The organism is Vibrio splendidus (assembly GCF_002873455.1).
Taxonomy (GTDB): Bacteria; Pseudomonadota; Gammaproteobacteria; order Enterobacterales; family Vibrionaceae; genus Vibrio; species Vibrio splendidus_J.
Window position 1 is genome coordinate 124112 of the sequence record NZ_MCUN01000035.1, and the last position, 26936, is coordinate 151047.

At 42.0% G+C, this 26936-nt stretch carries 22 protein-coding genes and 2 pseudogenes; 17 read left to right on the forward strand and 7 right to left on the reverse strand.

The features are described 5' to 3' along the window. Together BCU75_RS24645 and BCU75_RS19155 are read right to left on the reverse strand one after the other, a co-directional pair. Nucleotides 1-181, reverse strand: a pseudogene (locus tag BCU75_RS24645) (oligogalacturonate-specific porin KdgM family protein); the annotation flags it as partial. A gap of 839 nt (nucleotides 182-1020) precedes the next feature. Next, nucleotides 1021-1629, reverse strand: a complete 609-nt coding sequence (locus BCU75_RS19155) for a toxin-antitoxin system YwqK family antitoxin (protein WP_076679156.1) — start codon at nucleotides 1627-1629, stop codon at nucleotides 1021-1023. Nucleotides 1630-2140: 511 nt separating this feature from the next. On the opposite strand from BCU75_RS19155, the gene BCU75_RS19160 reads away from it, so the two are divergent. Next, the gene (locus tag BCU75_RS19160; RefSeq protein WP_076679157.1) at nucleotides 2141-3913 is read left to right on the forward strand and encodes a sodium:solute symporter family transporter; all 1773 of its coding nucleotides are present in this window, start codon (nucleotides 2141-2143) and stop codon (nucleotides 3911-3913) included. Between the two features lie 213 nt (nucleotides 3914-4126). Here the strand turns inward: BCU75_RS19160 and BCU75_RS19165 are convergent, their stop codons facing one another. Then, nucleotides 4127-4654 (reverse strand): peptide-methionine (S)-S-oxide reductase, encoded by a 528-nt coding sequence (locus tag BCU75_RS19165; RefSeq protein ID WP_102474762.1) that lies wholly within the window; start codon nucleotides 4652-4654, stop codon nucleotides 4127-4129. A 256-nt stretch (nucleotides 4655-4910) separates the two neighbouring features. Here BCU75_RS19165 and BCU75_RS19170 point away from each other — a divergent pair, with 256 nt between their 5' ends. The 3 genes from BCU75_RS19170 to tnaA all read left to right on the forward strand — a co-directional run bounded on the left by BCU75_RS19170 (nucleotide 4911) and on the right by tnaA (nucleotide 9898). Next, on the forward strand, nucleotides 4911-6026 hold the full coding sequence (locus BCU75_RS19170; RefSeq protein ID WP_102474763.1) for a YcjF family protein: 1116 nt from the start codon (nucleotides 4911-4913) through the stop codon (nucleotides 6024-6026). Beyond that, entirely contained in the window at nucleotides 6013-7719 is a 1707-nt protein-coding gene (locus tag BCU75_RS19175) for a GTPase family protein (RefSeq protein ID WP_102474764.1), read from the forward strand. The genes BCU75_RS19170 and BCU75_RS19175 overlap by 14 nt, the downstream gene beginning before the upstream one ends. Before the next feature lie 709 nt (nucleotides 7720-8428). Continuing rightward, complete coding sequence (tnaA, locus tag BCU75_RS19180) at nucleotides 8429-9898, forward strand: tryptophanase (RefSeq protein WP_102474765.1); 1470 nt, start codon at nucleotides 8429-8431, stop codon at nucleotides 9896-9898. Between the two features lie 132 nt (nucleotides 9899-10030). Here the strand turns inward: tnaA and BCU75_RS19185 are convergent, their stop codons facing one another. Continuing rightward, nucleotides 10031-10906 carry a LysR family transcriptional regulator gene (locus BCU75_RS19185; RefSeq protein WP_102466210.1) on the reverse strand — a complete coding sequence of 292 codons (876 nt, stop codon included), beginning with the start codon at nucleotides 10904-10906 and terminating at the stop codon, nucleotides 10031-10033. A gap of 271 nt (nucleotides 10907-11177) precedes the next feature. Between BCU75_RS19185 and BCU75_RS19190 the strand changes: the two genes are divergently transcribed. Then, a complete protein-coding gene (locus tag BCU75_RS19190; protein ID WP_102474766.1) occupies nucleotides 11178-11417 on the forward strand; it encodes a hypothetical protein in 240 nt (79 codons plus the stop codon). Between the two features lie 215 nt (nucleotides 11418-11632). Then, complete coding sequence (locus tag BCU75_RS19195) at nucleotides 11633-11929, forward strand: Dabb family protein (protein WP_076679164.1); 297 nt, start codon at nucleotides 11633-11635, stop codon at nucleotides 11927-11929. 178 nt (nucleotides 11930-12107) lie between these two features. On the opposite strand, the gene BCU75_RS19200 is transcribed toward BCU75_RS19195, so the two are convergent. Both BCU75_RS19200 and BCU75_RS19205 read right to left on the reverse strand, forming a co-directional pair. After that, nucleotides 12108-13331 (reverse strand): DUF3103 domain-containing protein, encoded by a 1224-nt coding sequence (locus tag BCU75_RS19200; protein ID WP_102474767.1) that lies wholly within the window; start codon nucleotides 13329-13331, stop codon nucleotides 12108-12110. Between the two features lie 323 nt (nucleotides 13332-13654). Beyond that, nucleotides 13655-15478: a M4 family metallopeptidase gene (locus BCU75_RS19205; protein ID WP_102474768.1), complete on the reverse strand. Its 1824-nt coding sequence runs from the start codon at nucleotides 15476-15478 to the stop codon at nucleotides 13655-13657. A 616-nt stretch (nucleotides 15479-16094) separates the two neighbouring features. Between BCU75_RS19205 and BCU75_RS19210 the strand changes: the two genes are divergently transcribed. From BCU75_RS19210 to BCU75_RS19250, 9 genes are all read left to right on the forward strand, one after another. Beyond that, nucleotides 16095-17051, forward strand: coding sequence for a hypothetical protein (locus BCU75_RS19210; protein WP_102474769.1), 957 nt, complete (start codon nucleotides 16095-16097; stop codon nucleotides 17049-17051). A gap of 167 nt (nucleotides 17052-17218) precedes the next feature. Then, nucleotides 17219-17755: a hypothetical protein gene (locus tag BCU75_RS19215; RefSeq protein ID WP_102464630.1), complete on the forward strand. Its 537-nt coding sequence runs from the start codon at nucleotides 17219-17221 to the stop codon at nucleotides 17753-17755. Between the two features lie 159 nt (nucleotides 17756-17914). Further along, entirely contained in the window at nucleotides 17915-19231 is a 1317-nt protein-coding gene (locus BCU75_RS19220) for an MATE family Na+-driven efflux transporter (RefSeq protein WP_102464629.1), read from the forward strand. 98 nt (nucleotides 19232-19329) lie between these two features. Beyond that, nucleotides 19330-19716 carry an NUDIX hydrolase gene (locus tag BCU75_RS19225; protein ID WP_102464628.1) on the forward strand — a complete coding sequence of 129 codons (387 nt, stop codon included), beginning with the start codon at nucleotides 19330-19332 and terminating at the stop codon, nucleotides 19714-19716. A 124-nt stretch (nucleotides 19717-19840) separates the two neighbouring features. After that, nucleotides 19841-20488, forward strand: a complete 648-nt coding sequence (locus BCU75_RS19230; RefSeq protein WP_102464627.1) for an HAD family hydrolase — start codon at nucleotides 19841-19843, stop codon at nucleotides 20486-20488. A gap of 129 nt (nucleotides 20489-20617) precedes the next feature. Then, the gene (locus tag BCU75_RS19235; protein ID WP_102474770.1) at nucleotides 20618-21508 is read left to right on the forward strand and encodes a hypothetical protein; all 891 of its coding nucleotides are present in this window, start codon (nucleotides 20618-20620) and stop codon (nucleotides 21506-21508) included. 414 nt (nucleotides 21509-21922) lie between these two features. Beyond that, nucleotides 21923-23341, forward strand: coding sequence for an SLC13 family permease (locus BCU75_RS19240; protein WP_004733551.1), 1419 nt, complete (start codon nucleotides 21923-21925; stop codon nucleotides 23339-23341). Nucleotides 23342-23347: 6 nt separating this feature from the next. Continuing rightward, a complete protein-coding gene (locus BCU75_RS19245) occupies nucleotides 23348-24703 on the forward strand; it encodes an ATP-binding protein (RefSeq protein ID WP_102474771.1) in 1356 nt (451 codons plus the stop codon). Continuing rightward, nucleotides 24690-25163, forward strand: coding sequence for a response regulator (locus tag BCU75_RS19250; protein ID WP_010438444.1), 474 nt, complete (start codon nucleotides 24690-24692; stop codon nucleotides 25161-25163). The genes BCU75_RS19245 and BCU75_RS19250 overlap by 14 nt, the downstream gene beginning before the upstream one ends. 164 nt (nucleotides 25164-25327) lie before the next feature. Here BCU75_RS19250 and BCU75_RS19255 read toward each other — a convergent pair. Next, nucleotides 25328-25633, reverse strand: a pseudogene (locus BCU75_RS19255) (transposase); the annotation flags it as partial. A gap of 9 nt (nucleotides 25634-25642) precedes the next feature. Between BCU75_RS19255 and BCU75_RS19260 the strand changes: the two are divergent. Continuing rightward, nucleotides 25643-25963, forward strand: a complete 321-nt coding sequence (locus BCU75_RS19260) for an NUDIX hydrolase (protein ID WP_102576966.1) — start codon at nucleotides 25643-25645, stop codon at nucleotides 25961-25963. 339 nt (nucleotides 25964-26302) lie between these two features. Continuing rightward, nucleotides 26303-26929, forward strand: a complete 627-nt coding sequence (locus BCU75_RS19265) for a LysE family translocator (protein ID WP_102474773.1) — start codon at nucleotides 26303-26305, stop codon at nucleotides 26927-26929. Nucleotides 26930-26936 lie beyond the last annotated feature (7 nt).

Below are 26936 nucleotides of genomic sequence, written 5' to 3' on the forward strand. Positions count from 1 at the left end.
CTCCCTTGAATTTCGCTTCAATATCTACAAGGAAGTTGCCAATGCTATCGCCTAGTTTTACACGAGTAGCGTGTTGATCTGTATGACTCTTGTATTCGTGTCTCATATCGAAAGACGCCGCAGATACAGAGCCAGCAGCGAGTACAGATGCCACAGCAATCAGGATTTTCGTTTTATTCATGGTATTCGTTCCATATTTATAGGTTGAGTATTGGCCATAATTGCAAGCCAAATAGAGTCGTTGTTGTCTTCAATGCATTTTGTCTTTGAAATTATTGTTTCGTTATTTCAACTTTGTTTTGCATTTAAATAATACAAATATGCTAACGATTTGAAGGAGTAGGTTCTGTGAATTGGATCGTGTTGTAGGGACGAAATCACTATTAACAAAGGGTTACAAAGTAAATGAATTCAAATAAGTGGCTGTTTTATAGTGATTTGTTTCTTTTTTAGTTATGGTTATTAAGACTTTTGTTCATCAATAAATGTGCGCTACAGCAAAAAATTGAATCTTTAGATGTTATTTTTATTTGTAATACATTATTATTTACTAGCTTTCTGTAGTAACACATAACTTTGCTGTGTTGATTGCATGAACTGACGGTGTGAAGCCGCATAAGTAAGAATGGTCTTGAAGCTAAGTGGATTAAAACCAACTGCTTTAAGAACATGAGGCATTTGCTTGAGGTGATTTAAAGCTCAATCAGAGAAGGTTTGAAATGTAGTAGACAAGGCAGTGACATCGCCTGCTATGTAAGTATGAACTTGATAGGAGTGAACAGGGTTCGAATAGTTTCCCATTTGTTCCAATCGGCTACAAAGAAATCGTTGAAGTGCTTGCGAAAGCATTTTGATTATTGCTCCCAACTATTCTAATTATAACTTCTGCTTTCGTTTAGAAAGGTAGGAGACGGTAGTGAAGAACTACCCTTGCGCTCATGTTGATACAGGCAACATGAGCGTTTTTTTTATCTGAAATTTGTGTATAAGAGCCAGTTTGAGGCTCTACTTACGTTAGTATTAGCTTTCTGTCGGCATCCAAACTTGTTTTGACGTGACTTTGTGGTCTTTAAAGGTCAGTTCTTCAACCTTGTCACCGTTACTATTCCAGCGAGTGAGTTTCCCGTTTGCTACTTCGCCTTCATCAAATTTCGCTTGGCTGGCCTTATTACCATTAGGGTAGTAGTCCGTCACTAATCCGTCTTTTTGCCCGTCACTGAATTCGGCTGTTAGGCTTTGTTCGCCATTCGGATACCAGCGCGAGGCAACACCCGACAGCTCATTGTCTTTATAGTTGAGCTCTGCTTTTTTCTGTCCGTTTGGATACCAGGTCTCGGCTTTGCCTTGCAGCTCACCTTTAACGTAATTCACCTTAGAAGCAACTTGGCCATTTGGGTACCAGTTGGTTTCTAACCCAAGTTCTAGGCCATCGGCAAATTGAGCTTGGGTCGCGACTTGGCCGTTATCGAACTTCTCTTCAAATTGACCAGTAAAGGGTTTTGAGTGGTTTACTTGATAAGCCACACCTTTGCGCATTTGTAAGTAGTCAACAGCATCATCGCTGGTGGCTGCATAGCTCATAGAAGATACCGTACTAAGAGCAATTAAGATTGGAACGTATTTCTTCATAATGACACCTTTTTAATGGACGAGGGGAAAGTGTAACTGGTGTGTTAAAAGCATTTCACTTCCGAGAACCACTGTCAGTATCTAATAATGGTTTTCAAGTTTGCATTAATGACGGACTCATATAGGGAACTTTTCAGAGCAAATTTTAATTTATATTTGTATTACAAATATGTCAGTGTTATTCATTTTTATAAATTATATTTAGCGATATTTCTGTTGCCTCCCTTCGAGCTTTGATCGTGACGAATGATGGTTTTTGTCGATAAATTTTCGTTTTTTGGAGACTTTGTTCATGTTTTCTGAGGTTTTTGTCGAGATTTGGTACGGATGACTGCACTCACTTGAGGAATTATGCTCGTAGGTGGTGCAACTTTGAACTCGATCACTTGTATGATTAATTGGGTGTGAGAGTGTAAGATCGCCGTCACGCATTTGGATTATTGTAGTACAAATATGCTTGCCATCTATTTATAGTGACCCCAACAAAAAAACATAAATAAAAGGTCTCAAGATGGAACTCAATACCCTGATAGTTGGCATCTACTTCCTATTCTTAATTGCAATAGGGTGGATGTTCCGAACGTTTACAAGCACGACAAGTGATTATTTCCGTGGGGGAGGTAACATGCTGTGGTGGATGGTAGGTGCTACGGCATTTATGACCCAGTTCAGTGCGTGGACATTTACTGGTGCAGCAGGTAAAGCCTTTACCGATGGATTTGCCGTAGCGATTATCTTCATCGCTAACGCATTCGGTTATCTAATGAACTACCTCTATTTTGCTCCGAAGTTCCGCCAGTTGCGTGTTGTGACGGTGATTGAAGCGATTCGTATGCGTTTTGGTAAGGTGAACGAGCAAGTGTTTACTTGGTCTGGCATGCCAAACAGTGTTATCTCCGCGGGTATTTGGTTGAACGGCCTTGCGATCATCGCATCAGGGATCTTTGGTTTCGACATGACAACCACGATCATCCTAACAGGCCTTGTAGTACTGGTAATGTCGGTAACGGGCGGCTCTTGGGCTGTAATCGCCTCTGACTTTATGCAGATGGTTATCATTATGGCAGTGACCGTAACGTGTGCAGTGGTAGCGGTTTACCACGGTGGCGGCGTTACACAAATTATCAGTGATTTCCCAACCGATTCATTTATCACAGGTGATAACCTTAATTACCTAAGCATCTTCAGCATCTGGGCTGTGTTCATCTTCTTAAAGCAATTCAGTATTACCAATAACATGCTGAACTCTTACCGCTACCTTGCAGCGAAAGATTCAAACAACGCGCGTAAAGCGGCATTGCTTGCCTGTGTACTGATGACACTGGGTCCAATCATTTGGTTCATGCCTTCATGGTTCATGGCGGGTCAAGGTGTTGACTTAGCTGCCGCTTATCCAGAAGCAGGCAGCAAAGCGGCTGATTTCGCTTACCTATACTTCGTTCAAGAGTACATGCCGGTTGGTATGGTTGGCCTTCTGATTGCAGCGATGTTTGCGGCAACAATGTCTTCAATGGACTCGGGTCTAAACCGTAACTCAGGTATTTTTGTTAAGAACTTCTACGAGCCGATTCTTCGCCCTGAAGCGACAGAGAAAGAGCTAATGGTTGTTTCTAAGCTAACGTCTACCTTCTTCGGTATCGCAATCATCTTGGTTGCTTTGTTCATCAACTCTCTGAAAGGTTTGAGCCTGTTCGACACCATGATGTATGTCGGTGCGTTGATCGGCTTCCCAATGACGATTCCAGCATTCTGTGGCTTCTTTATCCGTAAAACACCGGATTGGGCTGGCTGGGGCACGCTAGTTGTGGGTGGTGTGGTTTCTTACTTCGTTGGTTTCGTTATCACAGCGGATATGATTCAAAACTGGTTCGGTCTAAACGAATTAACGGGCCGTGAGTGGGCTGACCTGAAAGTGGCTATCGGCCTTATCGGTCACATCGTATTTACTGCTGGTTTCTTTGTTCTTTCAACATTGTTCTACAAGCCATTACCAGAACACCGTGAGAAAGACGTAGACAAGTTCTTCAACAACTTAGCGACACCACTAGTTGCTGAAAGTAGTGAACAGAAGAAACTGGATAACAAGCAACGTCGTATGTTGGGTTCACTTATCGCGGTTGCGGGTGTGGGCGTAATGACCATGTTCGTGCTGCCAAACCCAATGTGGGGACGCATGGTATTCGTTCTGTGTGGCTTGATTGTGTTCTCTGTTGGTCTATTACTTGTAAAAGCGGTTGATGACAAAGTCGAGCAACAAGACGAAGTGACGCCAGCCGAAGGCTAATTTAGTAGGTATCCTAAATAACATCACGGCCACCCAAATGGGTGGCCGTCAATTTTTAAAGCCAATATTTAATGTGTACTACTTAATGGTTTGAGCTATCAAATAAGTTCACGATAGCTGTCTTGGTCATTAGCACCTAAAAAGCCTCAACGGTTAATGTCTGTTGAGGCTTTATCGATCTTACGTCGTGACTATCTCGATCTTACGCCGTGATTACCGTGCTTTATATTTATGCAGTAGATCCCAAGGGATATTGCATAAGTGATGGTCTTCAGGAAACTGACTTAAGTGATGCTGATGAATATCATCACTCGCAACATAGTGAGTTAACGGCAATAGCTCGAGTGCGATACGGTCTGCGTCGTCACGAGATGCAACATAATGCTTGGCTTCTGTTAAGTGTTTTGTGTTGGTGCTGTATACGCCAGTACGGTACTTCTCACCCACATCGACGCCCTGTTTATTGACACTGTAAGGGTCGATAATCTCAAACAGGTGTTCGATCAGAATCGTTACTGAAGTAATGCTTGGATCAAATTCAATTTGGACGCACTCTGCATAGCCATCGTAATCGCTTTGTGTGCCATTGCATTGCGTGCTATCGCATTGCGTCGACCCGTTTTCTGTTAGCTGGGCGCTTCCATTGGCTCGGCCTGCTTCTGTGCTGATAACACCAGGAACGTACTTAATAAATTCTTGTACGCCCCATAAACACCCGCCAGCTAAATAAATTTGTTCCATACTTCTCTTTGAGCCTTCAGTGTTTGTTGATGTTCGTTCGGTGCATGAATCAATATAGTGATACAAGCATGTATGAAAAAGCACCTATAAAAATAAGCGTGCACATAAAAATCAGCACCCATATAAAAACAAGCGTTTAGGCATTGTAAACCTGTACGACTGAACAAACATTAGTTAAATATGATTTGTGATTATATAAGTCAGTATTGCTTTGTCATCACCCGAATCTCAACATCAAGTGAGCGTTACTCTAACCATGTTTGATCAAATAAAAGACTTCATTAATCCGAGCAAGAACCCCGATCTTACTCAGGCCCATGAATATCAACGCAAGCACCTGCCTACCTTGTGGCTGCTAGGTAAAACGGGCGCGGGTAAGTCATCATTTATTCAAGCGGTTACGGGTGATTCTTCTGTTGAAGTAGGGAATGGCTTCGCTCCGTGTACCATGACGGCGATGTCGTATGAGTTTCCTCAAGACAAACCTGTGATGCGTTTTCTCGATACCAGAGGACTAAGCGAAGCGAATTACGATGCGAAAGAGGATCTAGAAGAGATTGGCCAGGCAGGTAATGCGTTAGTCGTTGTAATGAAAGCAGACGAACCTGAACAATCCGCCGTGCTTGCAGCTCTAAAACAGATTAAGAAACAGAAGAAGATTAAACACTTGTTGCTAGTTCATACTGCGGTCTTGTCCTCCAGTGAAACAGACCGAGCAAGGCAGGTTCAGTTCAACACCAACCAAGTAGAAAAGGTTTGGGGTAAAGGGTTTGAATCGGTAACGGTCGATTTTGAAGTCGATGACAGCGCTATGTCTAACAGCAAAGCGGTTTACAACTATGACAGCTTGTTAGAAAAGCTGACCAGTATTCTTCCTGTTATAGGGATGATGGTGCAAGACAAAGAGCATTCCACACAAGAAGAAGTCAACTTTGATCAAGTAGAAAACGAAGTGCTTTGGTATGCAGGAAGCGCTGCGGCAAGCGACCTGATTCCGGGTGTTGGCTTGGTGTCTGTACCTGCGATTCAAGCGAAAATGCTTCATAGTTTGGCGAATCAATATGGGGTCGAGTGGAACAAGAGAGTCTTCAGTGAGCTGATAGGTACTTTGGGAAGCAGTTTTGCTTTGCAATACGGAATGAAGTTAGGCACTCGACAGTTGATAAAGCTGATACCGGTTTATGGTCAAACGGTAGGGGCAGTTGCTGCAGCCGCCATGAGCTTCGGAACCTCTTATGGTTTAGGTCGTGCGGCTTGTTTTTACTTCTATCATAAGAACAAAGGCGAAGAAGTGTCTGAACAAGAGATGCAGAAGATCTACAAAGAATCCCTGAAAAAAGGAAAGGCGGCATCGGGCTATGAAGAAAATTAGAAACCTATTTCGATTACTGGCGGTGCTATCGGGCGGACGTTGGGGTATTGCTCTTATTTCGGCCATCTTCCCAAGCGTTATCATGATGGGCTTTGGTGTTTTCTTAGCGGTAAAATACGGTTACCTACTGGAAATGTCGATTGCCATTGCGGTGAGTACTTTGGTGTTCACCATTCCTTTGTATGTGTCTAGCCGTTCTTCGCATCCATCTTCTCGTCAATCCTCTCAGCGTTCTTCACGCAACTCTTCAAATAACGAGTCTTTCTCAAATAAAGAAAGTGAAGACATTGGCGAGGGAGGTTCTGAATCACACCATAAAAAAGCTGATATCAACGATGCATTGGTTAAGGCTTCGACTGATTGGTCTCAAAAAGAACTGTCGATCTGGAATGAATCAAAACACTATGTACGCCAACAATTAATGGACGATATAGAGTGGGGCAACCTAGACCAAACCGGTTTAGAAGTACTTGAGTTTGTGGCGAAAAAGTTTGATAAGAAATCGCTCGATTTCTCGATTCCTGAAGGGCTAAAGCTGTTCGAAGAGGTAAGCCGACGTTACAAACTGGTAGTGCGAGAGCATATACCGGGCATTGAGTATCTCAAGGTTTCTTACATTAAGGCGGGCTACGAAGCCTATGACAAATATGGCGAGCTAGGGCAGAAGATCGTTAAGGCCGCTATTTGGGGGAATCACCTCAAAGACCTGTATTTGAACCCGTTAAAAGTTGTTTCTGATTTAGGTCGAGAGCAAGCGACATCTTCAATGACAAAAGGTGTGGTTGACGACATGCAGTACGCCGCTAAACAAGCCTTATTAGATGAAGTCGCGGCGGTGGCGATTGACCTCTATAGCGGACGTTTCAGCATTGAAGATGAAGCATTGAAAGCGTCGGACGTATCTGAACTCGACGAACAACGCTTTGCTCCTGAATTAGAGCCTGTGCGAATCGTGCTGGTGGGGCAAACCAGCTCTGGTAAATCTTCGCTTATCAATGCTCTTAAGCAAGAGTTGGTAGCTGAAGTGGATGTACTGCCATCAACGGACACTTCAACGGTTTACAACGCGTTTGTCGACGACAATGATGTTCGAGTTGTTGATCTTCAGGGGCTTGATGGCAATCCTAAAACCGAAGCCTTAATGCTGAAAGAGATGACCCAAGCCGATGTGGTGCTATGGGTGCTTAAAGCCAATCAATCTGCGCGTGATTTGGATAAGCAGCTGAAAGATAGATTTGATGCTTTCTATGACGATCCTAAGAACATCTCACGCAAGAAGCAGATAGTGGTGTCGGTTGTGAATCAGGTAGACCGATTAAAGCCTGTAGACGATTGGCAACCGCCGTATGACTTAGAGAATCCAACATCGGCCAAAGCAAAGATCATTGTTCAAGCGCTCGAATACAATCATATATTGCTGAAAACCGATATCGTGTTACCGCTGGCGATTGCGCCAGAAAAGGTACAGTTTGGTTTAGATACTTTAAGGCAGACGTTGATTGAGCGTATCGCTGACGCAAATAACGTGCAGAGAAATCGCCAACGTTTAGAAGCCATGAAAAGAGGGACGTCGGTTAAAGGCCAACTGAATAAAGCGGTCAAGGCGGGTAAGAAGGTTGCCCCTAGTGCATTGAAAGCAGCGACACCGAAGATCGCTGAAATGGCCATTAAACAAGTCGTTAAGAAAAAGTAATCCACGACAGTTTCTATAATGCCGTTCTGGTGAGGTTTGATTCTCATCAGAACGTAGTGTTCTAGTTCTTCGTTCTATATTAGAGATGCATTGAATTTAAAAGATCGCCGCTATTATTAAATATCTCGCTGAACTAGTTTAATAGTATATAAACTGCTGTGATTCACAGTTTATATAACATGCTATCGTATTTAATTTTCATTCTAAATGTTGATCACATTTATACTTGTCTAAGCTTTATTTATAAAACAATTGCACTATATTTAAATTTCGGATCATCTTGATTTCAACGTAGGGATATATTGTGAACATGTATCTGAAATGGCAATCAACAACATGGCTAACCTTGTTAGCTTGGTATACGTTAGACCACCAGCTCTCGTTCCGTCTTTCTTCAGAGTAGTACCTTCTAGGCGTCACGCGCCAACAAAGCAGCGTGCTTTGTTTACCTATCAGCAGCTTTGATGACCTTTGAACGCATGAATGTCGCACTTATTATTCCGTGCTGAGTATTCGTTGTTTCATCGTTCTTGTTATTTATCTTAGCCTCTGTTTAGGTTTGATTAATAAGTCATTATTTAACTTTTTTATTTTTACTGTTAATTTTTCTGTGTGTATTTGTACGGAAAAAATAATTTAATGGTGGGAATTCGTGACATCTAAAGAAAATATATTCTGACCTGATCGGAATGTATTGAAAGGTATTATTATGGAAAACTTCAAACATCTACCAGAACCATTTCGTATTCGCGTTGTAGAGCCTGTAAAAAGAACAACTCGTGCCTATCGTGAACAAGCGATCGTTGAAGCGGGTATGAACCCATTCTTACTTGATAGTGACGATGTGTTCATTGATTTGCTGACAGACAGCGGTACGGGTTCTATTACTCAACGCATGCAAGCCGCGATGCTAATGGGGGATGAAGCTTACAGTGGTAGCCGAAGTTACTATGCATTGTCGAATGCGGTTAAGGACATCTTCGGTTACAAATTGACGATTCCAACACACCAAGGGCGCGGCGCAGAGCAGATCTACATTCCTGTTCTTATTAAGAAGCGTGAAATGGAGAAGGGACTCGATCGCAGTAAAATGGTTGCCTTATCTAATTATTTTTTCGACACCACTCAAGGCCACACACAAGTGAACTGTTGTGTGGCGAAGAATGTTTACACCAAAGAAGCATTCGACACGTCAGTGAATGCAGACTTCAAAGGTAACTTCGATGTTGTGAAATTGGAAGAAGCGATCTTGGAAGCGGGCGCTGCAAACGTTCCTTATATTGTGAGCACCATTACTTGTAACTCTGCTGGTGGGCAGCCAGTGTCTATTGCCAACCTGAAAGCTGTATATGAAATCGCTCAGAAGTACGATATTCCAGTGATCATGGATTCTGCGCGCTACGCTGAAAATGCGTTCTTCATTCAACAGCGTGAAACGGGTTATCAAGATTGGACAATCGAGCAAATCACGCGTGAGTCTTACAAATACGCGGATGGCTTAGCCATGTCAGCCAAGAAAGACGCGATGGTACAAATGGGCGGGTTGTTGTGCTTTAAAGACGACTCTTTCATGGATGTGTATACAGAGTGTCGCACCTTGTGTGTGGTGCAAGAGGGCTTCCCAACCTATGGTGGCTTAGAAGGTGGCGCGATGGAGCGTTTAGCGGTTGGCCTCTATGACGGTATGCGCCAAGATTGGTTAGAGTATCGTATTGGTCAAGTGCAGTATTTAGTTGATGGTTTGGAGTCGATAGGTGTGGTGTGCCAACAAGCCGGTGGTCACGCTGCGTTTGTGGATGCAGGTAAAATGCTTCCTCATATTCCGGCGGGTCAGTTTCCTGCTCATGCTTTAGCGTGCGAACTTTATAAGGTTGCGGGTATCAGAGCGGTTGAGATTGGTTCATTGTTGCAAGGTCGCGACCCGGCAACAGGCGAGCAACACCCGTGTCCTGCAGAGTTATTGCGCCTTACCATTCCTCGCGCGACCTACACACAAACACACATGGACTTCATCATCGAAGCATTCGAAAAAGTGAAAGAGAATGCTGGGCAAGTGAAAGGGCTCGATTTTACCTATGAACCGCCAGTGTTGAGGCACTTTACTGCACGCTTGAAAGAGGTTGAAACCAGTATTAAACAACCTATAAAAAAGAGTAAACCAGAGCTAGAAGAAGCTTAAAGTCCAAGAATATACAGTAAGGCTGGTTGAATTTTCGAACTGATTTTCAGTGAAATCTAAACAGCTATTAACACAAAGGCTCTTGTTAGAGCCTTTGTTTTTTGAGCAAACAGAACTAAAGTCCTAGGATTACTATTGTCTTAATACTGAGCTCAGCGTATCAAAAAGCCATTTATTCAATGGTGCATCTTTCTGAGAGCGACGGCAACTCATCACATAACTCACATCAATAGTGAGTTTTTCTGGCAAATCAATACTACGACAACCCTCTGGCACACTGCCATCTAGGGTGATTCCGAAATAATCTGACTTCAGCACAATATCGTGGATCATTGCTGGGTGATCGGATTCCACTTTTGGATCGACATTAAATCCGATATTTCGAAGGCGATCGAGAATAGGGTATTTATTGTCATTCCAACCCGGGGTTCTAAAAAGGATGATTGGATAGTTGACGAGCGATTTAAAGCTTTGTGCTTTATGATCCTCTCTCACAAAGAATACGACTTTTCCTTTTCCAATCTCTTTTTGTGAAATGGACTGAGGCAGGCTTTCATCAAAGTAGTGAACGGCGATTGCGTCTTCACCTTCGATGATTCTGTTTTTTACATTGGTTCCCCATCTCTCCAGTGAGAAGCGAGCATGCGGAGCTTCTTTACTCAGAGTGAGGTACAGCTTAGAACCAAAGCGTTCCCAAAAAAGTGTATTAGCGTAGATTTTTACATCTCCCTGATAAGATTCAGGGCAGAACTCTTGATGCTTTATCGCTTCGACACTGCTTAGTATCTGCTCAAAATTATCAATATTGTTTTCAATAAATGTCGTTGGTTCGAATCCATGTTTGGTTTGGATGAACAGTGGATCGTTAAGTTGTACTTTTAACTTTGAAAGGTTCTTGCTGATCGCCCCTGGGGTTTTTCCTAGCGATTCTGCAACTAAGCCAACATTACGAAGCTCATACATACGTTTGATGACCAAGATATTCTGAATATCGAGATTGATGTCCACAAGCACTCCGAATTGTTTAGATGATAACGATGCTAATCTTTGGCGCAGTAAAAGCCTAAAGACCATCTGACTCCAATATCATAGTCATCACTGCCAGTTTTTAAGACAGCACAACGTCAAGATGCGAACTATTTCTTCTATTTATCAACGAGTTTCCATTTAGTAAATATTGGTTTTCCTCGAATCACGGGTATTCGGTTGTTAAAGTTATTTCAACAAAGAAACACAGATACCAAACGAACAAATAATTAAAAATAATACGAGGTGATGTATGAAAAAACTAATCGCACTAGGCTTAATGGCTTTCTCAATGAATACCGCTTTTGCTGCCGACGGTACGTATACAGGTACTATCGACATGACAACGAGCCAAGGCAATCAGGTAAACGTAGAGCGTGTCGAGTCTGACCTTACTCTTGAAGGAAGAAATGAAGCGGCTTACGGTGGTTTGAAATTCCAAACGAATACGCCACAAGACCAAGCTATTCAGTTAACAGGTCGTCGTGACTAACGCTTAATCAGTGCTTACCATTGTCATGAGAAATGCTGTGCCCTCGGGTGCAGCATTTTTCGTTTTGAGGTTTGAATTATTTTATAAACTGTAACAATCTAACCTTGGCATGCTGTGTCACGTGTGGCATTTTGTTTTTCTATTAGTTTTAGCTTGCCATTAACTGTTGGCTAGTTGTTACACGTACTTAAGCGAAGATTCGAAAAGGAACGGGAATGATTCGTCATATTTTACTGATTAAGTTTAAAGAAAACGCTGACACTTCAGAGGTTCAAAAATTAAAGATGCTGTTTGAAGCGATGCCAAGTAAAGTTGAAGGAGTAACTTCAGTCGAATGGGGATTAAACGACAGCCCTGAAAACAAGAATCAAGGTTATACCCATTCAGTTTTAATGACGTTTACGGATGAAAAGGGGCGTCAGAACTACCTTCCGCACCCAGAGCATGATGCGCTGAAAGATGTGTTTCGTCCGTTGCTAGATGACATTATCGTGTTTGATTATTCATTGTAATCAGCTTGGCTATGTCTGATCTTAAAGGGCAAAGCATTATGCCAAATGCCTAAAGGTCAACTTGATAAAGCGTATATACCGAAAGTAGATGTACTTAAAGCATATACGCTTAGCTATCTCGAGTAATAAAGAGCAGGCTAGGGATGAAGATAGAGAAGCCCTATCCAGTGCAAACCTATTATTCTGTAGGTGAAATCGTTAATGGTGCAAACGAGGCTACAGCATTTCCGCCTGCGCCTGGGCGATCAACATATGGCGTGTTTTGCATTAAGGTGTAGTACACATCCACGAAGTCATCATCATTGACTAATACGCCATCAGGAATCACATCGATAATCTTGCCAGTAATCTGCGGGATGATCGCATAACCCTGAACTTCTGGATCAGGAATCATCTTAAGTATCTCTTCAGCAGCTTGAACCAAGAGTTTTGCTAGCGCTTTATAGTCTGTGCCATCATCGTGTTCCATCAAGATCATATCTGCAGCACCCCAGCGGTAGCGAGGCCAGAAGATGACGGTTTGATTTGGGTAGTACGTCTGTTTGTCGTAATCCAGATATGGCATCTCAACGAGGTCTATTTGGGGCTCTAAACGACTTGAATCGACACCGGTCACAATGGCGTAGATTTCCGCTTTACCGGAGATCCAAGGTTCTTGGTCAACAGCTAAACGGATTTTCGTCAATTGAGTAGTGTTTAATGGTTGAGTCTCAGACAAGGCCATCGAGCGACTTGCTCTAGTCGCAAAGGTTTGTTTTTGAGCCTTTTTGTTTTTGCTGTTGCTGATTTTACTACCATCACTGTCTGCATTGATCTGCGTTGTTGTACCCAGTTTCTGCATCTCAGCTTGCATAGCCATTAAGCCGGCTTTGAGTTCTTCTGCACCATTGCTATCAACCACAAACACTGGGACGTCTGGCATTTGGTACACATCTAGTTCATGAACCTGTCCGTACACGTCATACGCTTCAATGTATTGCCAATTCGAATCATCACCTGACGGTTCAAATGCGAATAATGGGCTTTCGCCGTTTTTCCAGGCTTCAATCATCGTTTCATCGGCCATGCGAACCTCTAACACAGAGTCGCTGAAGTCGTTGATCCCTTTCATCTTGCGATAACCAAGGTCAGCTTTCTGCATTCTGCTTGAAAATGCAGAGTAGGGCTGAGTAGAGCTCAATTTATCTACAGGCGCGGATAAGTTCTTTTTTGAGATCTGAGCCCTCAATGAAAGCTCAAGATCGGAATAACGCTCGCTGATTTGCAACGCCAGAGATTGCTTTTGCGCTGCGCTACTTTCTGCAATACCTAATGAATCAGTTGTCTCAATATTTTGCGCAAAAGACTGGAAGCCAACCACTGTCGTTGCAAGCACCATGCTGATAGGAAAAGATGGTCTCATAAATAATCCTTATTTTAATTTTTATCATTAATAGAGCATTTGCCCTATAAGGATTAACCTATCAGTAACGTGAATGTGTTCAAAAGTTAGTCAGTTGTTTTTTTTTCGTTGTGCAGCACAGGATCTCAATTTAAACTGTTTTTATAAAATAACACCTAAGTAACCTTGATGTTTATAAATTAATAAACGTATCAGTAAATAACTTACAATATTATTAGCTATTACGATGTGCCATAAAAAACCTACTCAAAGTGAGTAGGTTTTTATTTCGCGGTTAACCGCTAGTTCTCGATTTACAACTTGTTTGAGAGGCTCGCTCTAACTCAATCTAAACGTAACGTTAGCCCTGAGTAGTTCGAGTATCCGCGCAGTAACACATGATAGGTCACACCCGGTTGAGCGCTCACACTGCACTGCTCGTTGTTTCCTGCACGATAAGGGCGGCAATCGTAACTCGATGTCGTTGGCTTGCTGCCTGATTTCACGTAAAGATCGGCATCGCCTGAACCACCAGACATTGAAACCGTCACGCTAGATGCAGAATCAACAGTGAACGTGTAGAAGCTCTCTGAGGATTGATTCCCGCTTAAGTTCGAAATTGGCGTTCCTTTCGTCAGCACATTGCCAGTTGGCGGCGTTGAACCACAACTCGCATTCACGCCTACCGTGTTAAAGGCATCTTCAACATCGGCAACCACATAACCCATGTCTGCTGCGGCTTTAGCTACGCCACAAGCTCCAGCGTCAAAGGTACTGTTTGCCGTCCAATACAGTTGGTTGGCGACCGTGAAGATCTCAAAACCCTTACGCACATCCCAGCCAGACTTGTTCGCTAAAAGGTAAAAGGCGCGGTTATAAACACCGCTAGATAAGTGAACGTTCAAACCATCGTAGTATTGAGAGGCGTGATCAATCGAGCGACCATCTTTTGAAGGTTGATCAAAGTAACGCAAGCCACCTTCAGACTTGAAGATATCGCTACCGACCACCCAATCCACATTGCCACGCAAGTAGTATTCAGCCGCTTCGCCCGCAATGTCGGAGAAGGCTTCATTCATACCACCCGACATATTTCGGTAAACAAGGCCGGAGTTTTGCTCAGTGAACCCGTGGCTGACTTCGTGAGCACTCACGTTGATATCGACCAATGGGTAAAAGGTATTTTTGCCATCTCCAAAAGTCATGGATGTACCATTCCAGAAAGCATTTTCATAATCCGTGCTGTAATGAACACGCATCGTCAGCTGGAAAGTTAACGGCGAGGTGTTCATCCACTCTTTGTACATATCAAACACGACATTACCAAAGTAGTGCGCATCGTTAAGAGGCGAGTAGGAGCCATTAACGTATTTGTGGTCAGTATAATTGGTGTTGTCGCTACAATCGTAACTGTAAGCTGAACTGCCAGAGGTTCCGTTGTTCAAGTCTACAGTTTTAACCGAGTCATTTTCTAACGTACAAGTTGTACCTGTCTTATCGATGGGAAAGCTAGGGAGGTCACTGCCATATTCATATCGAGTGGTTTTGAGGTTGCCACCGGGGCCAGTACCTAATGCTTTGGCGTGGTTTAGCCCATTCCATTTTTGGAGGACATTGCCAGTCGTGGCATCAATAAAGTAAAAAGGGCGCTCTGGCATAGATGACGCGATAAAGAAATCGACCAGATACACCACTTGGGCGACTTGGTTTTCATCCAATCTCACCATCAGTTTCGCGTTTTTATTTTCAATCGACTTTTTGCCGACGGTAAACGTGCGATGAACGGACAGTGCGGCTTCTATCGCTTGTTCCTGATTCAGTTTTGGTGCGATGCTGGATAGGTCACCACTGATCCCCTGTGCCATGGAACCGAACACTTGAGTGGGGTGGTTCTTAGAGATAGTGGCCACGACCGAAGTATCAAAGACGGGTAAACCTAAGTGAGTTTGTTGGTAGCGGACTTTCGTTTTTCCATTGGGCAATACCACCCGTTTAACTTCAGAAAAACCTAATTCAAGTGGGGCAACACTCTTCGACTGAGCGACGAGGCTTTGTTGTAGTAATGCATCATTATCGACTCTGACTATTTCTGCAGCGTGTGCATTAAAGCCAAAAGATGTACCTAGAATAGCGGCTATTTTCCAGCTTAGTTGACGTTGTTGGTTCATTATTCGTTCCTGATTTTAATATAAACTCCTTCTTCCCAACGGCTTTATAGGAAGTCTATATGCAACACGACTATGCCATGTGTTGCGAATCAAGATTGGAAGAGCATTTAGATTTATGACAAGTTTGTCAGGGAGATTTATTTTTAGAGTATGTAATTCAAAGTTTACAAAAGCTCTTATTAATAAAATTGTTTTTATAAAATCTAATTTTATTATTTATCGTAATCGTATGAAGGGGCGGGAGTTATTAAAATACGCTTTGTTTTAATTTATAGAATGAAAGTATCTAAGTTAACTCCGACATTTTCCGCTTTTTATCTTAACTACAAAGTAGTAAATAAGAGGGTTTTGGAAGTGGGGATATTGTCTTTATTATCAATAGTAAAGTTGTTTTAACAATACCACTAAGTACATATCTCACCTTTTTTAACACTTAGTCTCGTTAGATAGGAAAACATCTACATTTTCATGTTCAATCACAAACTAAGAACGATAAGTCATTGTTATGAATAAAGTAAGTCGCTTAAGATAGGCTGCATAAGAGCTAGACAGAAAAACTCTACATTTAAATACAGAATTTTTTTAATAGCAGTTAGGGGTTTTCGGGATGCAGAATATGAAGAAATCGCTATTGGCTAACAAGTTTCAAATGCACTATTACTTCGGTGATGACTCACACACCATGGATGCTTTAGTCCGTAATCGTTGTGAAGCTGAAATCATCGCAATACTTACGGAAATTGCTAAAACATTAGATGAAAAAATCCTCATTGAATGTGAAGCACATAGAGAAGGCGGACTGCGTGATATATGGAAATTAGCTAATGCTAATGCTGGAGTACTTTCTGTCATTGTCGGTATTGCCGCTATTGCTGTCCCATTGCTCCCTAAATCCGACTCCGAATTAGAAAGGCTGCAAAAAGAAGATTTGCGCTTAAGTATCGAAGAGCGCAAGTTAAGGGTTCAGAAGCTTAAGGCTGAGATCAAAGCTGATAGTGTTCAGACTGAAACAGTTGCTGAGGTCGCTGAAGTAGTAAATGAAAACTATAAGGTTATCACTCGACGTTCCAATTTATTTAAACACTTAAGTACTTATAATAAGGTTACTAAATTAGGTGTTAATAGTTTATTACCTAATGGGCAGGAGACGAATCCAGAGTCTGAAATTGCTCGCGGCAACTTTAGACGCTTCATATTAAGTTCAAATGTGCTACCAGTTGAAACCGTTGATGAGGCTATCATTGAAATTGTTTCGCCTGTCCTGAAGCGAGGTAATTACAAATGGAAAGGTATTTTTGATGGTGAAGCCATTAGTTTTTCAATGAAAGACCAAACTTTTAAACAAGACGTACATGATGAGCGAATTAGCTTCCAACATGGTTCATCTATAAAGTGTGCTTTGAACATCCATAGTAAATTGGATGAAGTGGGTGAAGTCGTAACAACTGGGTATTCAGTTGAGACTGTACTCGACAATATTAATGGGCGGGAAATCAACCAGACCTCTCAAGGGTTAGTTTATAGGCATAAAAGGACTTTACAAAAAGGGCAAGGAGATCTGTTCGCAAGCTAAATCAAGCCTCTAACAAGCACTTTAAGCTGACAACTAACCCGTGGCACTCTCGGTTAAAGGTGGAGTTTTGTATTAAATATTCGGTGGTCTAGGTAAGGTGGTGGAGTTATCTGCCATTCACGCAGAATTAGTTATTTGGATTGAAATTTGTATATAAGGTGAAAAATATGAAACGTATGTTGGTATTGGGTGCTTCTATTGTAGTTGCTTCGGGTATTCTTGGTATAGAACAACTCAATAGTTTCAGGCAATTTGGGAATGTCTTAGAACTTACATCTGGAAAAATTAGGCTCGGCGAAGTCTATCGAGAGACGCTTAGTTCTACATATGAAGTTACTTTTGACGGTGATAAACGTGCTTCCACTTCTGTCCATGCGAATACAAAAGATCTTTATTCTTCTGCTCGTGAAGATCTACGTGAGATGTTAGATAAAATTAATAAAAACAGGGTAGCAGATAAGGAAGAGCCGTTAGAAATTGACAGTGTGTCTTGGACTAAAGATGTCACAATTAGCCTGATCACAAAAGTAACGTATCATTCAGAGTTTCACCCAAAGTTTGTTCTTACAATTGATGAAACAACTATAACTCATGATTCAGACTCACCAGAATCTAAGAATATCTCTCAATATTTATTAGAACTAAAGTCGTACTCAACCAAAATGATATCGCAGTATGAAAAGAATAGTTCATTTATCAACTAATAAAACTGTTTGAGTGCAATTTACGAGGCATGGTATTTCCATGCCTGCGAAGAGTATTCAAACTTCAACAGCCGTGTGCCTTACATTTCTTAATTTGTTGCTATGTTTTGACTGAAATCCGAAATGTTGTCGTATCAAATTAACTTCAAGAGAGTGAACATGAATAAAAATATTAATTATCAACTCTGGTTAGTGTTGATGCTTACTAGCTTTATTCCCTTGATTTATGCGACAACTAGAATTCATTTGTTAGGAAGTATTGAAAGCCCTTGGACATATAGCATCGCGGCGCAAGTAGCTTGGTTAAATGTTGGTTATGAGGTACTCCATGAAGCGTTATTCATTCCGCTAGCATTTATCTTTGGTAAGGTTGTAAGTGATGATAGGAAATTTCAAGAGAGGGTTAGTCTTGGACTAAAAATTACAGTATTGAGTTATCTTTTAGTCACTGTAGTTGTCCTGTGGTTTACACCAACCTTTGTCGCTGCAATGCTACAACAAAAAGAACTATTTATTACGACGATACAGTATATCCGGTTGGAATCATTAGCTATATTACTTTCTAGTGTTTATGCCTTTTTATCGTTAGTTTTAGTGTTGAAAAATCAGAAGAAGACTCTGTACAAATTGTTAGTCGTACAAATGATATTAACTATTTTGTGTGACATTCTACTTGTTAGCCAGTTGCCAATTTCCTTTGAACTGGGCGTTCATGGTATCGCTTTTAGCAATATTATCGTCAATTTAACACTTGCAGCCGCCGCTATTACTTATCTTATAAGATTAGGAGTATCTCTCAAGTTTGAAAATAGTTTTTGCAGCCAAAAGAAATGGCTAAAGGAGTGGGTAGCTATTGGTTGGAAGTCAGGCCTAGAGTCATTTGTTCGTAATACAGCTTTTATCATCATGATTTTGCAATTAGTGAACCAAGTACAACAAGCTGGAACGTTTTGGGTTGCGAATCAATTTATTTGGGGATGGTTGTTACTTCCTGTATTAGCTTTAGGTCAGTTAGTGAAGCAAGACGCTGCAACCAACAAAGGGTTATCGATTGAACGAATCAATGGTTACTTTTGGCTAACTGTGGGGGTCATTGTCACCTGGGCTATCACAATACCGATGTGGGATGGCTTTATATCAAGTGTAATGGGGGTTAAGAACTCAGGTCCAATTATCGATTTAGTATGGTTGTTAGTCGGATTTTATGTTGTGTTTAGCTTCAACAATGTCATAGACAGTTACTTCTATGGTATTGGTCGAACAGACCTCATGCTCTATCAATCTTTGGTGGTTAATAGTGTGTTTTATGGCGGTGCTTTTGTGTGTTATCAAGCCAGTATATTTGTTCCTACCCTTCAAACTATCGGTTTGATGTTCGGCTTGGGTATAACTCTAGATGCAATGATTACATGGGTTTTATACCTAATGCTCAGGAGGCAGCAATCGCTAAGCCAGTGCGAGTCTCTTTTAAGCTAAGTAATCGTTGGTGCAAATACAACGGCACACCTAAAGCAAACTCCTTATTCTTGGTTCATTTTGTTTAAAGTGCTTTTTAAAGTACAAGGAAAGCTCACATGAAAAATATTGCTATGGCCGTGGTTGTAAGAGAAGGGAAAGTCTTAATCCAAAAGCGTTTTAGACATAGCCAAGGTATGGTATTTGAGTTTCCTGGAGGTTCAGTTGATCCCGGTGAGTCGGGGAACCAAGCCGCAATTAGAGAGTTGTGGGAAGAAACAGGTCTTAAAGAGCTACAACTTCTCGGCACTCATCAAGCTTTGAATAACTTCGGTGGTGAGATTCATTATGTAGTTTTGCGTGCGGATCACAATGATGAGCCTAAAATGGTCGACGCAGAAAGACAGCAAACTTTTTATTGGCTAGAGCCCTCAGCGATTCCTATTGGTGACTTTTATCGTGCAGATATTGAGTTTATAGATAACTATTTGAGTAGATATGCATAGTTCAAATTTGGTTTGAATATTTAATTTACTATGTAGTAGACATATTACTGCATGAGCTGTTATTTAAGTTCCTCTAGATGCTTTAAATGGGACTTTCACGTATAGCGATTTTGTACAAGTTAACATGGAGAATAAATTGAAAGATTATGAAGTTTATCTGTTCGATATGGATGGAACATTAGTAAATTCAGAGCCGTTAAAGGGCAAAGCATTGGCACTAGCTTGTGCAGATTATGACGTTCAAGTGGACTACAACATATACAAAGATGTCATGGGAGAAAATTGGCAGGTAGTGACTGGGCACTTTTTCGACCATGCGGGGATTTCCCCAAACCTAGCTGAATTTAGCCGTTGTTTTCGAACCCACTACGAACGGATGTTAGGTGAAGAGCTAGAGCTAAATATTGGCGCTAAATCGTATATTGAACATCTTAAAAAAGAAGGTAAGAGATGTGGTGTCGTAAGCTCGGCTGCGACATGGATGGTCGATAATATTTTGACTTCGTTACAACTGGACCATGTTTTTGATCTTGTAATCACTCAAGAGCACGTAACTAAGCACAAGCCAGACCCTGAAGCGTATAACCTTGCACTCCAAAATCTAAACGTATCAGCTGAACATGCAGTCGTGTTTGAAGATTCAACTGCTGGTATTTGTGCTGGTAGATCTAGTGGTTGCGACGTTATTGCTGTTAAGCATGAGTTTAATACGAGAAATGATTTAAGTGGCGCACTAAAATCAATCAGTACTTACGATGAAGTGTTGGTGTAACAAAGTTATCTGTTGTGATTCTCAAAACCTTACATTTTGAATTAAAGGTTGGGTTCATTGCTTTGGGTACAATTTTCAGACATGAGCGTTTTATTCACTTCTATTCAGCATCAGTTTCACGGAGGAAACATGACAAGCGACCAACTATTGGAAAAGGCACTTTATAGCAGTGCCAGCATCCATCAACCTCATTCTTTAAAAGCTTATTTGGCTGCGAATCACCTTAATAACTATTTCGCTAAAACAGACAATGTGTGGCTTAAAACGAGTGAGCTGATAGACCAAACTGAGATTGAAGTTTTAGGTGAGTACTCTGCAACGCTACAAGCGCCAAAGTTCTCAGATTTTCGTATTCAAAGGATATTGGATAACGGGGTATACCCAGCGGCGTATGCTGCTTTAATGCAGTGGCATGAGAACAAGGGCTTTCAAGACATCTTCGCGTATTACGTTTCGCAGGCTTCTCAAACCAGCGAATACCTTTCCCACAATGTAACAATCTTATTGGCGCTGAACCTTGTTTACCGTGAGTTAGAGCCGTCTCAAGTTCCCGCATTCCTTAACCGCTTCACTGAATTTGTCACATCGACCCGTTCTGATGGTGAACGAAGCCCTGACACAAGCGAAGCCGTAGATCTCAATCGTGTATTACATGCGTGCTTCAAACAGTTTGGTTTCTTTGGGCATAACCTCATTACGCTGACGTGGATATTGCGTTGCAAGGAAGAGCTGTCGAAAGAGCAATATGACGCAATGCTTTCTAATCTTTATCGACAGGCCAATAGCCCTTTAGAAGATCCTGACGATGAGATTGATCAAGCTATTTTGGCGCAGTGTCAAAGCTCGGATAATTCAGATGAGTTCTATGACAATGTCCACCGATTGGTTTTTGGGTATACGTCGAATCTACACCAGATAACCCTAGCGGATGCATTGTGCTTTCTTCACGAACGATTCCCTGCGCATACATCGGAGCTAAAACACATTGCAGAGTATCAGTGTCGTCTGTTAGAAAAGTGAGTTTAATTAGGACGTTGCATTTAACTTATGCAACGTTATCAGTCTAGTTAGCGCAGAAGTACAACTTACACGCTAATCAGATCTCAAATCGAAAAAAAGAGCTACTCGATAATGCAGCTGTGCTCTTTACTTCTGAAAACCAGTTAGGTGTCAAAGATGGCTCGCATATTACGGATCTCCCACGCAAAGGCGAACGTTTGCCTTTTGTTTCTCGGAATTTAATTGCAACAGTAAATGACATACAAACGTAGAGGTAGCGCACAGAATCGAAAAAGGGGATATCGCGATTACGTAATCATTGATCTAGCCGATAGTGAAATAGTGATAAGAGGTCGATAATTCGTTGTCGGATCTGAATTAGAACTTTAAATCTAATTTCTAAGTAGTTGTTATCTCAGGAAGAGTTTTTGTGCTATGCGCCCCTATATTAAATACATTATCCCTATTTTAATTCCTTTCATTATCCTCGTAATGCCGCTATCAGCGTTTCCATTTGAAGGCCTTACGATTATTCAACAACGCGTTATCGCGATCTTTTTATTAGCGGCATTGTGCTGGGTGTTCGAGCCTATCCCGATTTACGCGACGTCTGTTGTTATTATCGTTCTGCAATTGTTGATGTTGTCGGATAAAGGGCTGATCTTTTTAAGGTTTGAGCATGGGCAAGAACATTTTGGTGAGTTGTTAAAATACAGCGACATCATGGCGACATTCGCCAGCCCAATCATCATGCTGTTTTTGGGCGGTTTTTTCTTAGCGATGGCCGCCACTAAATATCGATTAGACGTAAACTTAGCCCGTGTATTATTGAAGCCATTTGGACAAGACCCAAAATTTGTGATGCTCGGCTTAATGTTGATCACTGGTATCTTTTCAATGTTTATGTCTAACACGGCAACAACGGCAATGATGCTCTCTATTTTAACGCCGGTACTGGCTGTGTTTGGCCCGAAAGACCCCGGTCGTATAGCGTTTGCGCTTTGTATCCCTGTTGCAGCAAACATCGGCGGAATTGGTACCCCAATCGGCACCCCGCCGAACGCTATTGCACTTAAATATTTAGTTGGTGACAACCTCATTACGTTCGGCGAATGGATGGCATTTGGTGTGCCGTTTGTCGTTATTATGATGGCGTTAGCGTGGTTTTTAATAGGCTTTATGTACAAAGCTGACCAAAAGAAAATCGAGCTAAGCATCAAAGGTAAATTCCTTAAAACGCCCAAAGCTATTGCGGTATACGTCACTTTTGCGCTGACCATCATTCTTTGGTTAATGGGCTCAAGCCATGGCATGAACTCTTATACCGTCGCTCTGATTCCTGTCGCTGTGTTCTCACTCACAGGGATCATCAATAAAGAAGACCTGAAAAAGATTTCTTGGGACGTACTGTGGCTTGTATCAGGTGGTATTGCGCTTGGTTTAGCTCTTGATAAAACTGGCTTAGCAAGGCTCGTGGTACACAGCATTCCGTTTGATGCTTACTCACCATATGTGGTGTTGTTTGGAGCAGCGTTCTTGTGTTTGGTAATGGCAAACTTTATGTCACATACCGCAACGGCTAACTTGTTGATGCCAATTATGGCTGCATTAGGTTCGTCTATGGCTTCACTCACGCCGCTAGGCGGTGAATTAACGTTAATTCTGGTTGTGACTTTTGCCGCTTCATTAGGTATGTCGCTGCCAATCAGTACGCCACCAAATGCGTTGGCTCATGCTACTGGTCATGTGCAAAGTAATCAAATGGCCAGAATCGGTATTATTTTGGGTGTGGTTGGTGTGCTACTGAGTTTTGTTATGGTGTGGGTGCTACATTCAATTGGTCACATAGGATAACGATACGTGTATCAACAAAAGCTAGAAGCACTTATCGATCGTTATTTTAATCAGACAGAACGTCGGGTGACGTGCCGTGCCGGTAACACCATTATTGAACAATCAGCGTTAAACACTCGTTTATATTATGTGTTTAGTGGAGAACTGGAAGGGTTTTATTCCGAAGCGAATACACCGCAAGTGCGAGTGTTTAGCGCGGGTAGTGGGGCTTTTATAGGTGTTCATAGCTTCTTTTCAGGTAATTGGACAGCATCTTCAACGGTTGTTGCCAAAACCGATGTTGAGTTAGCGTGGATCGATAAAGACACGCCGGCAGAAGATGAACGTAAATTTGGCCCTCTTACCGCACAGTTCACACCTGTGATTGTCAATGAGTTGTCGCGTCGTCAACGCCGTGCAACACAAGAAGCGATAGCGAAACAAAAAGCGCTAGAGAAGTTACATACTGCTGAGCAAATGACGACCTTGGGTCAATTGGCTGCAGGGATTGCCCATGAGCTTAACAACGCTATTGGTGTAGTAAATAGTAAATCTGGCCGACTTGAAACGGTCATAATGGAACTACTTGAAGAAGTGCATCCAGAAGCCAGTCAATTTTTCGATTTTGGGTTAATGCATGGTCAGAAAACGTCGTCGTCAGAAGCACGAACACGTGGGCGACAATTTGAAAGAAAATATGGTTTAGACAAAAACATTGCACGCTCTCTTGCAAAGGCGATTCCAATTGACGCTTCATATACAACAGACGTTATTTCAAAACATTGGCTGAAAAACCCAGAAGAAGCGATTCGCTTTTGGCAGATGGGCTGTGATTTACATGATTTACGTTTGGCGTCTAGACACACCGTTGGCATCGTAAAATCGGTTAAACAACTTGGCAGAGTTGATATTGACACCGAAGAAGCGGTGGATATTAATGACTCCATTAATCATGCCTTATCGTTGTTACAAAGTGAGTTGCGTAGAGTTTCTGTGCGACTGAGCCCTGCAGATTTGCCGCCTTTTAAAGGCTCGAAAACAGAGCTCGTTCAAATCTGGGTCAACATTGTAAAGAATGCTTGCGATGCGATGTTGAATTCAGATGATGCCGCAATAGAAATTCAAACCAGATTAAGTAAGAAAAGAATATTAGTTACGATCACGAATAACGGCCCTGAGATAGACGAGGGGACTCGTAGAAAGGTATTTCAGCCCAACTTCACCACTAAAAAAGGTGGTTTATCGTTTGGATTGGGCTTGGGCTTATCAATAGTTAAGCGGATTGTGGCGGGTTATGGCGGAAGTGTTATTGTGAAAAGCGATGCTTCTAAAACTGTATTTAGAATCAAGTTACCAGTAGAGGGTGAACATGGAGAAGCTTAATTTAATCTGTGTCGATGACCAGAGAGAAGTACTGAGCGCAGTGGTACAAGATTTAGAGCCGCTGGCGAGTTGGCTGAATATTGAAGATTGTGAATCAGCACAAGAAGTGCTTGATCTCATTGATGAACTTGACGCAGAAGGCGAACACATTACCGTCATCGTGTCTGATCATGTGATGCCAGGGAAAACGGGTGTGGAGTTACTCACTGACGTGTTCCATGACAGCCGCTTTCCGAATACAAAGAAAATTCTTCTTACGGGGCAGGCCACTCATACTGATACCATCAATGCGATTAATGCAGCAGGCATCGACCGTTACTTTGAGAAGCCTTGGCAAGCAAGCACATTAGTTGAATGCATTCGCACTCTTGTCACTGAGTACATATTTGATCAAGGGCTTGATTACACGGACTATCAGAATGAGCTCGACCAACAAGTTGTGTTGAGACGCTTACGCTAGTCTCTTGCGTTAGCCATTTAGGTTAGTCTCTAGCGATAGTCATTTCTGTCAGTCGCTTGAAATTATATGCACCGAAGGACGCTTTCTGAAGGAGTTTGTCTTTGCAAGGCGTAATCTTTCGGTGCATATATTGCTCCTCTCGTTTTAGTCTTAAATGAGACCTAAACCTGCTTGGTTCTAAGACTGATGCTGGTGTAATGTGGACAACTTAATGGAACATTGGCAAGTCTAAGTATCGAGTCGATAAATCCTTTCAGCGCTCTCAGTGGCATAGAAAAAACTCGCTTCACCATGAGCGCCGTCGTGATAGCTAAATCACTGAACCGACGTGGCCTCCCGTGCATATTATGTTTGCTTTTCGCCCACCCGCTTATCGCTTCTTCAATAATCCAAACGGTCAGAGATCCGCGGTTAATGAGTGATTGGTTGTATTGCTTCCAGTTGGTCGTTTTGTTACGAGGTTTAGGCATGGTCAAGGTATGGTTTTTGAATTCCCTGGAGGTTCCGTTGATTCCGGTGAGTCGGGTAGCCAAGCCGCAATTAGAGAATTGTGGGAAGAAACAGGCCTTAAAGATTTACAGCTTCTCGGCACTCATCAAGCTTTGAATAACTTCAGCGGTGAGATTCATTATGTAGTTTTGCGTGCGGTTCAGAATGATGAACCGAAAATGGTCGACGCAGAAAGACAGCAAGCTTTCTATTGGCTAGAGCTCTCAGCTATTCCTCTTGATGATTTTTATCGTGCAGATATCGAGTTTATAGAGAACCATTTAAGCCAATATGCCTATCAAAGATGCTAATTACATAACAACCACATTTATTTCGCATCGGTTTCACAAAGGAAACATGACAAGCGACCTTCGGTTGACGCGAGCAATTCGAAGTTTGTACTTGTTCTATCGAGTAAAAATAAGTCTGGTGGACGGATGTGAATTTCTTTCGATGGCTTACCACATTAACGCCGATATATATGCTTTGAAGTGAAGTGGGATTCATAATAGGCTAACTCATGCTTGCGTAATGTGGCCTCACGTCCCAGTCGAGTTTTGTGTTTACGATGAAATAGTTTATGTGGATGTGTCGCTCACTCACTCATTAACGCGACGTTAGCACTAAGAGCCATACTACAAGGAGGTTTTATGTTTCCATTAGAGGTATTTGTTACTTACACGCTGGCTTGTTTACTGTTAGTTATCTCGCCTGGGCCGGATAATTTGCTCGCTATAGGTCGAGGTTTAAGCCAAGGCCGATTGGCAGCAATAATGTCAGGTATGTCTTCTGGAGTGGGCATTCTATTTCATGTCGTTGCCGCGACGTTTGGGCTTACCCTTCTCATTCAAACTTCTGAAGTAGCGTTTTATGTTGTCAAACTCGTTGGTGCAGCTTACCTAATTTGGTTGGGTGTGAAAGTGCTTCGTACGAGAAATTTGTTCACATTGGAACCAGCGAAAAAACAGTCTCTAAAAGTTATCTTTTCTACGGGTTTTCTATCTGCCGCGCTTAATCCAAAGCCAGGTATGTTTGTTCTTGCTTTTGTACCTCAATTTGTAAACCCAAACTTAGGGTCAGTGACAACTCAAATGATCGGTTATGGCGTTTGGTTTGCTCTATTAACAGCAATTGGTTTTAGTTTAATGGGTGTCTTCTCGTCTCAATTATCAGAGTGGTTCAGGAACAAACCTAAGTTAGTGTCAGGGTTGAATATTGGTGCAGGTATTACATTCGTTTCTTCTGGGTTAGCTGTGGCGTTTATGAAGCAGCGATAATCGGTGT

Coding starts and splice junctions, on each gene's coding strand:
- BCU75_RS19200 (WP_102474767.1), bottom strand. CDS start 13,331: ATGAGACCATCTTTTCCTATCAGCATGGTGCTTGCAACGACAGTGGTT.
- BCU75_RS19175 (WP_102474764.1), top strand. CDS start 6,013: ATGAAGAAAATTAGAAACCTATTTCGATTACTGGCGGTGCTATCGGGC.
- BCU75_RS19160 (WP_076679157.1), top strand. CDS start 2,141: ATGGAACTCAATACCCTGATAGTTGGCATCTACTTCCTATTCTTAATT.
- BCU75_RS19250 (WP_010438444.1), top strand. CDS start 24,690: ATGGAGAAGCTTAATTTAATCTGTGTCGATGACCAGAGAGAAGTACTG.
- BCU75_RS19205 (WP_102474768.1), bottom strand. CDS start 15,478: ATGAACCAACAACGTCAACTAAGCTGGAAAATAGCCGCTATTCTAGGT.
- tnaA (WP_102474765.1), top strand. CDS start 8,429: ATGGAAAACTTCAAACATCTACCAGAACCATTTCGTATTCGCGTTGTA.
- BCU75_RS19170 (WP_102474763.1), top strand. CDS start 4,911: ATGTTTGATCAAATAAAAGACTTCATTAATCCGAGCAAGAACCCCGAT.
- BCU75_RS19210 (WP_102474769.1), top strand. CDS start 16,095: ATGAAGAAATCGCTATTGGCTAACAAGTTTCAAATGCACTATTACTTC.
- BCU75_RS19260 (WP_102576966.1), top strand. CDS start 25,643: ATGGTTTTTGAATTCCCTGGAGGTTCCGTTGATTCCGGTGAGTCGGGT.
- BCU75_RS19215 (WP_102464630.1), top strand. CDS start 17,219: ATGAAACGTATGTTGGTATTGGGTGCTTCTATTGTAGTTGCTTCGGGT.
- BCU75_RS19195 (WP_076679164.1), top strand. CDS start 11,633: ATGATTCGTCATATTTTACTGATTAAGTTTAAAGAAAACGCTGACACT.
- BCU75_RS19155 (WP_076679156.1), bottom strand. CDS start 1,629: ATGAAGAAATACGTTCCAATCTTAATTGCTCTTAGTACGGTATCTTCT.
- BCU75_RS19220 (WP_102464629.1), top strand. CDS start 17,915: ATGAATAAAAATATTAATTATCAACTCTGGTTAGTGTTGATGCTTACT.
- BCU75_RS19235 (WP_102474770.1), top strand. CDS start 20,618: ATGACAAGCGACCAACTATTGGAAAAGGCACTTTATAGCAGTGCCAGC.
- BCU75_RS19225 (WP_102464628.1), top strand. CDS start 19,330: ATGAAAAATATTGCTATGGCCGTGGTTGTAAGAGAAGGGAAAGTCTTA.
- BCU75_RS19190 (WP_102474766.1), top strand. CDS start 11,178: ATGAAAAAACTAATCGCACTAGGCTTAATGGCTTTCTCAATGAATACC.
- BCU75_RS19230 (WP_102464627.1), top strand. CDS start 19,841: ATGGAGAATAAATTGAAAGATTATGAAGTTTATCTGTTCGATATGGAT.
- BCU75_RS19165 (WP_102474762.1), bottom strand. CDS start 4,654: ATGGAACAAATTTATTTAGCTGGCGGGTGTTTATGGGGCGTACAAGAA.
- BCU75_RS19240 (WP_004733551.1), top strand. CDS start 21,923: ATGCGCCCCTATATTAAATACATTATCCCTATTTTAATTCCTTTCATT.
- BCU75_RS19265 (WP_102474773.1), top strand. CDS start 26,303: ATGTTTCCATTAGAGGTATTTGTTACTTACACGCTGGCTTGTTTACTG.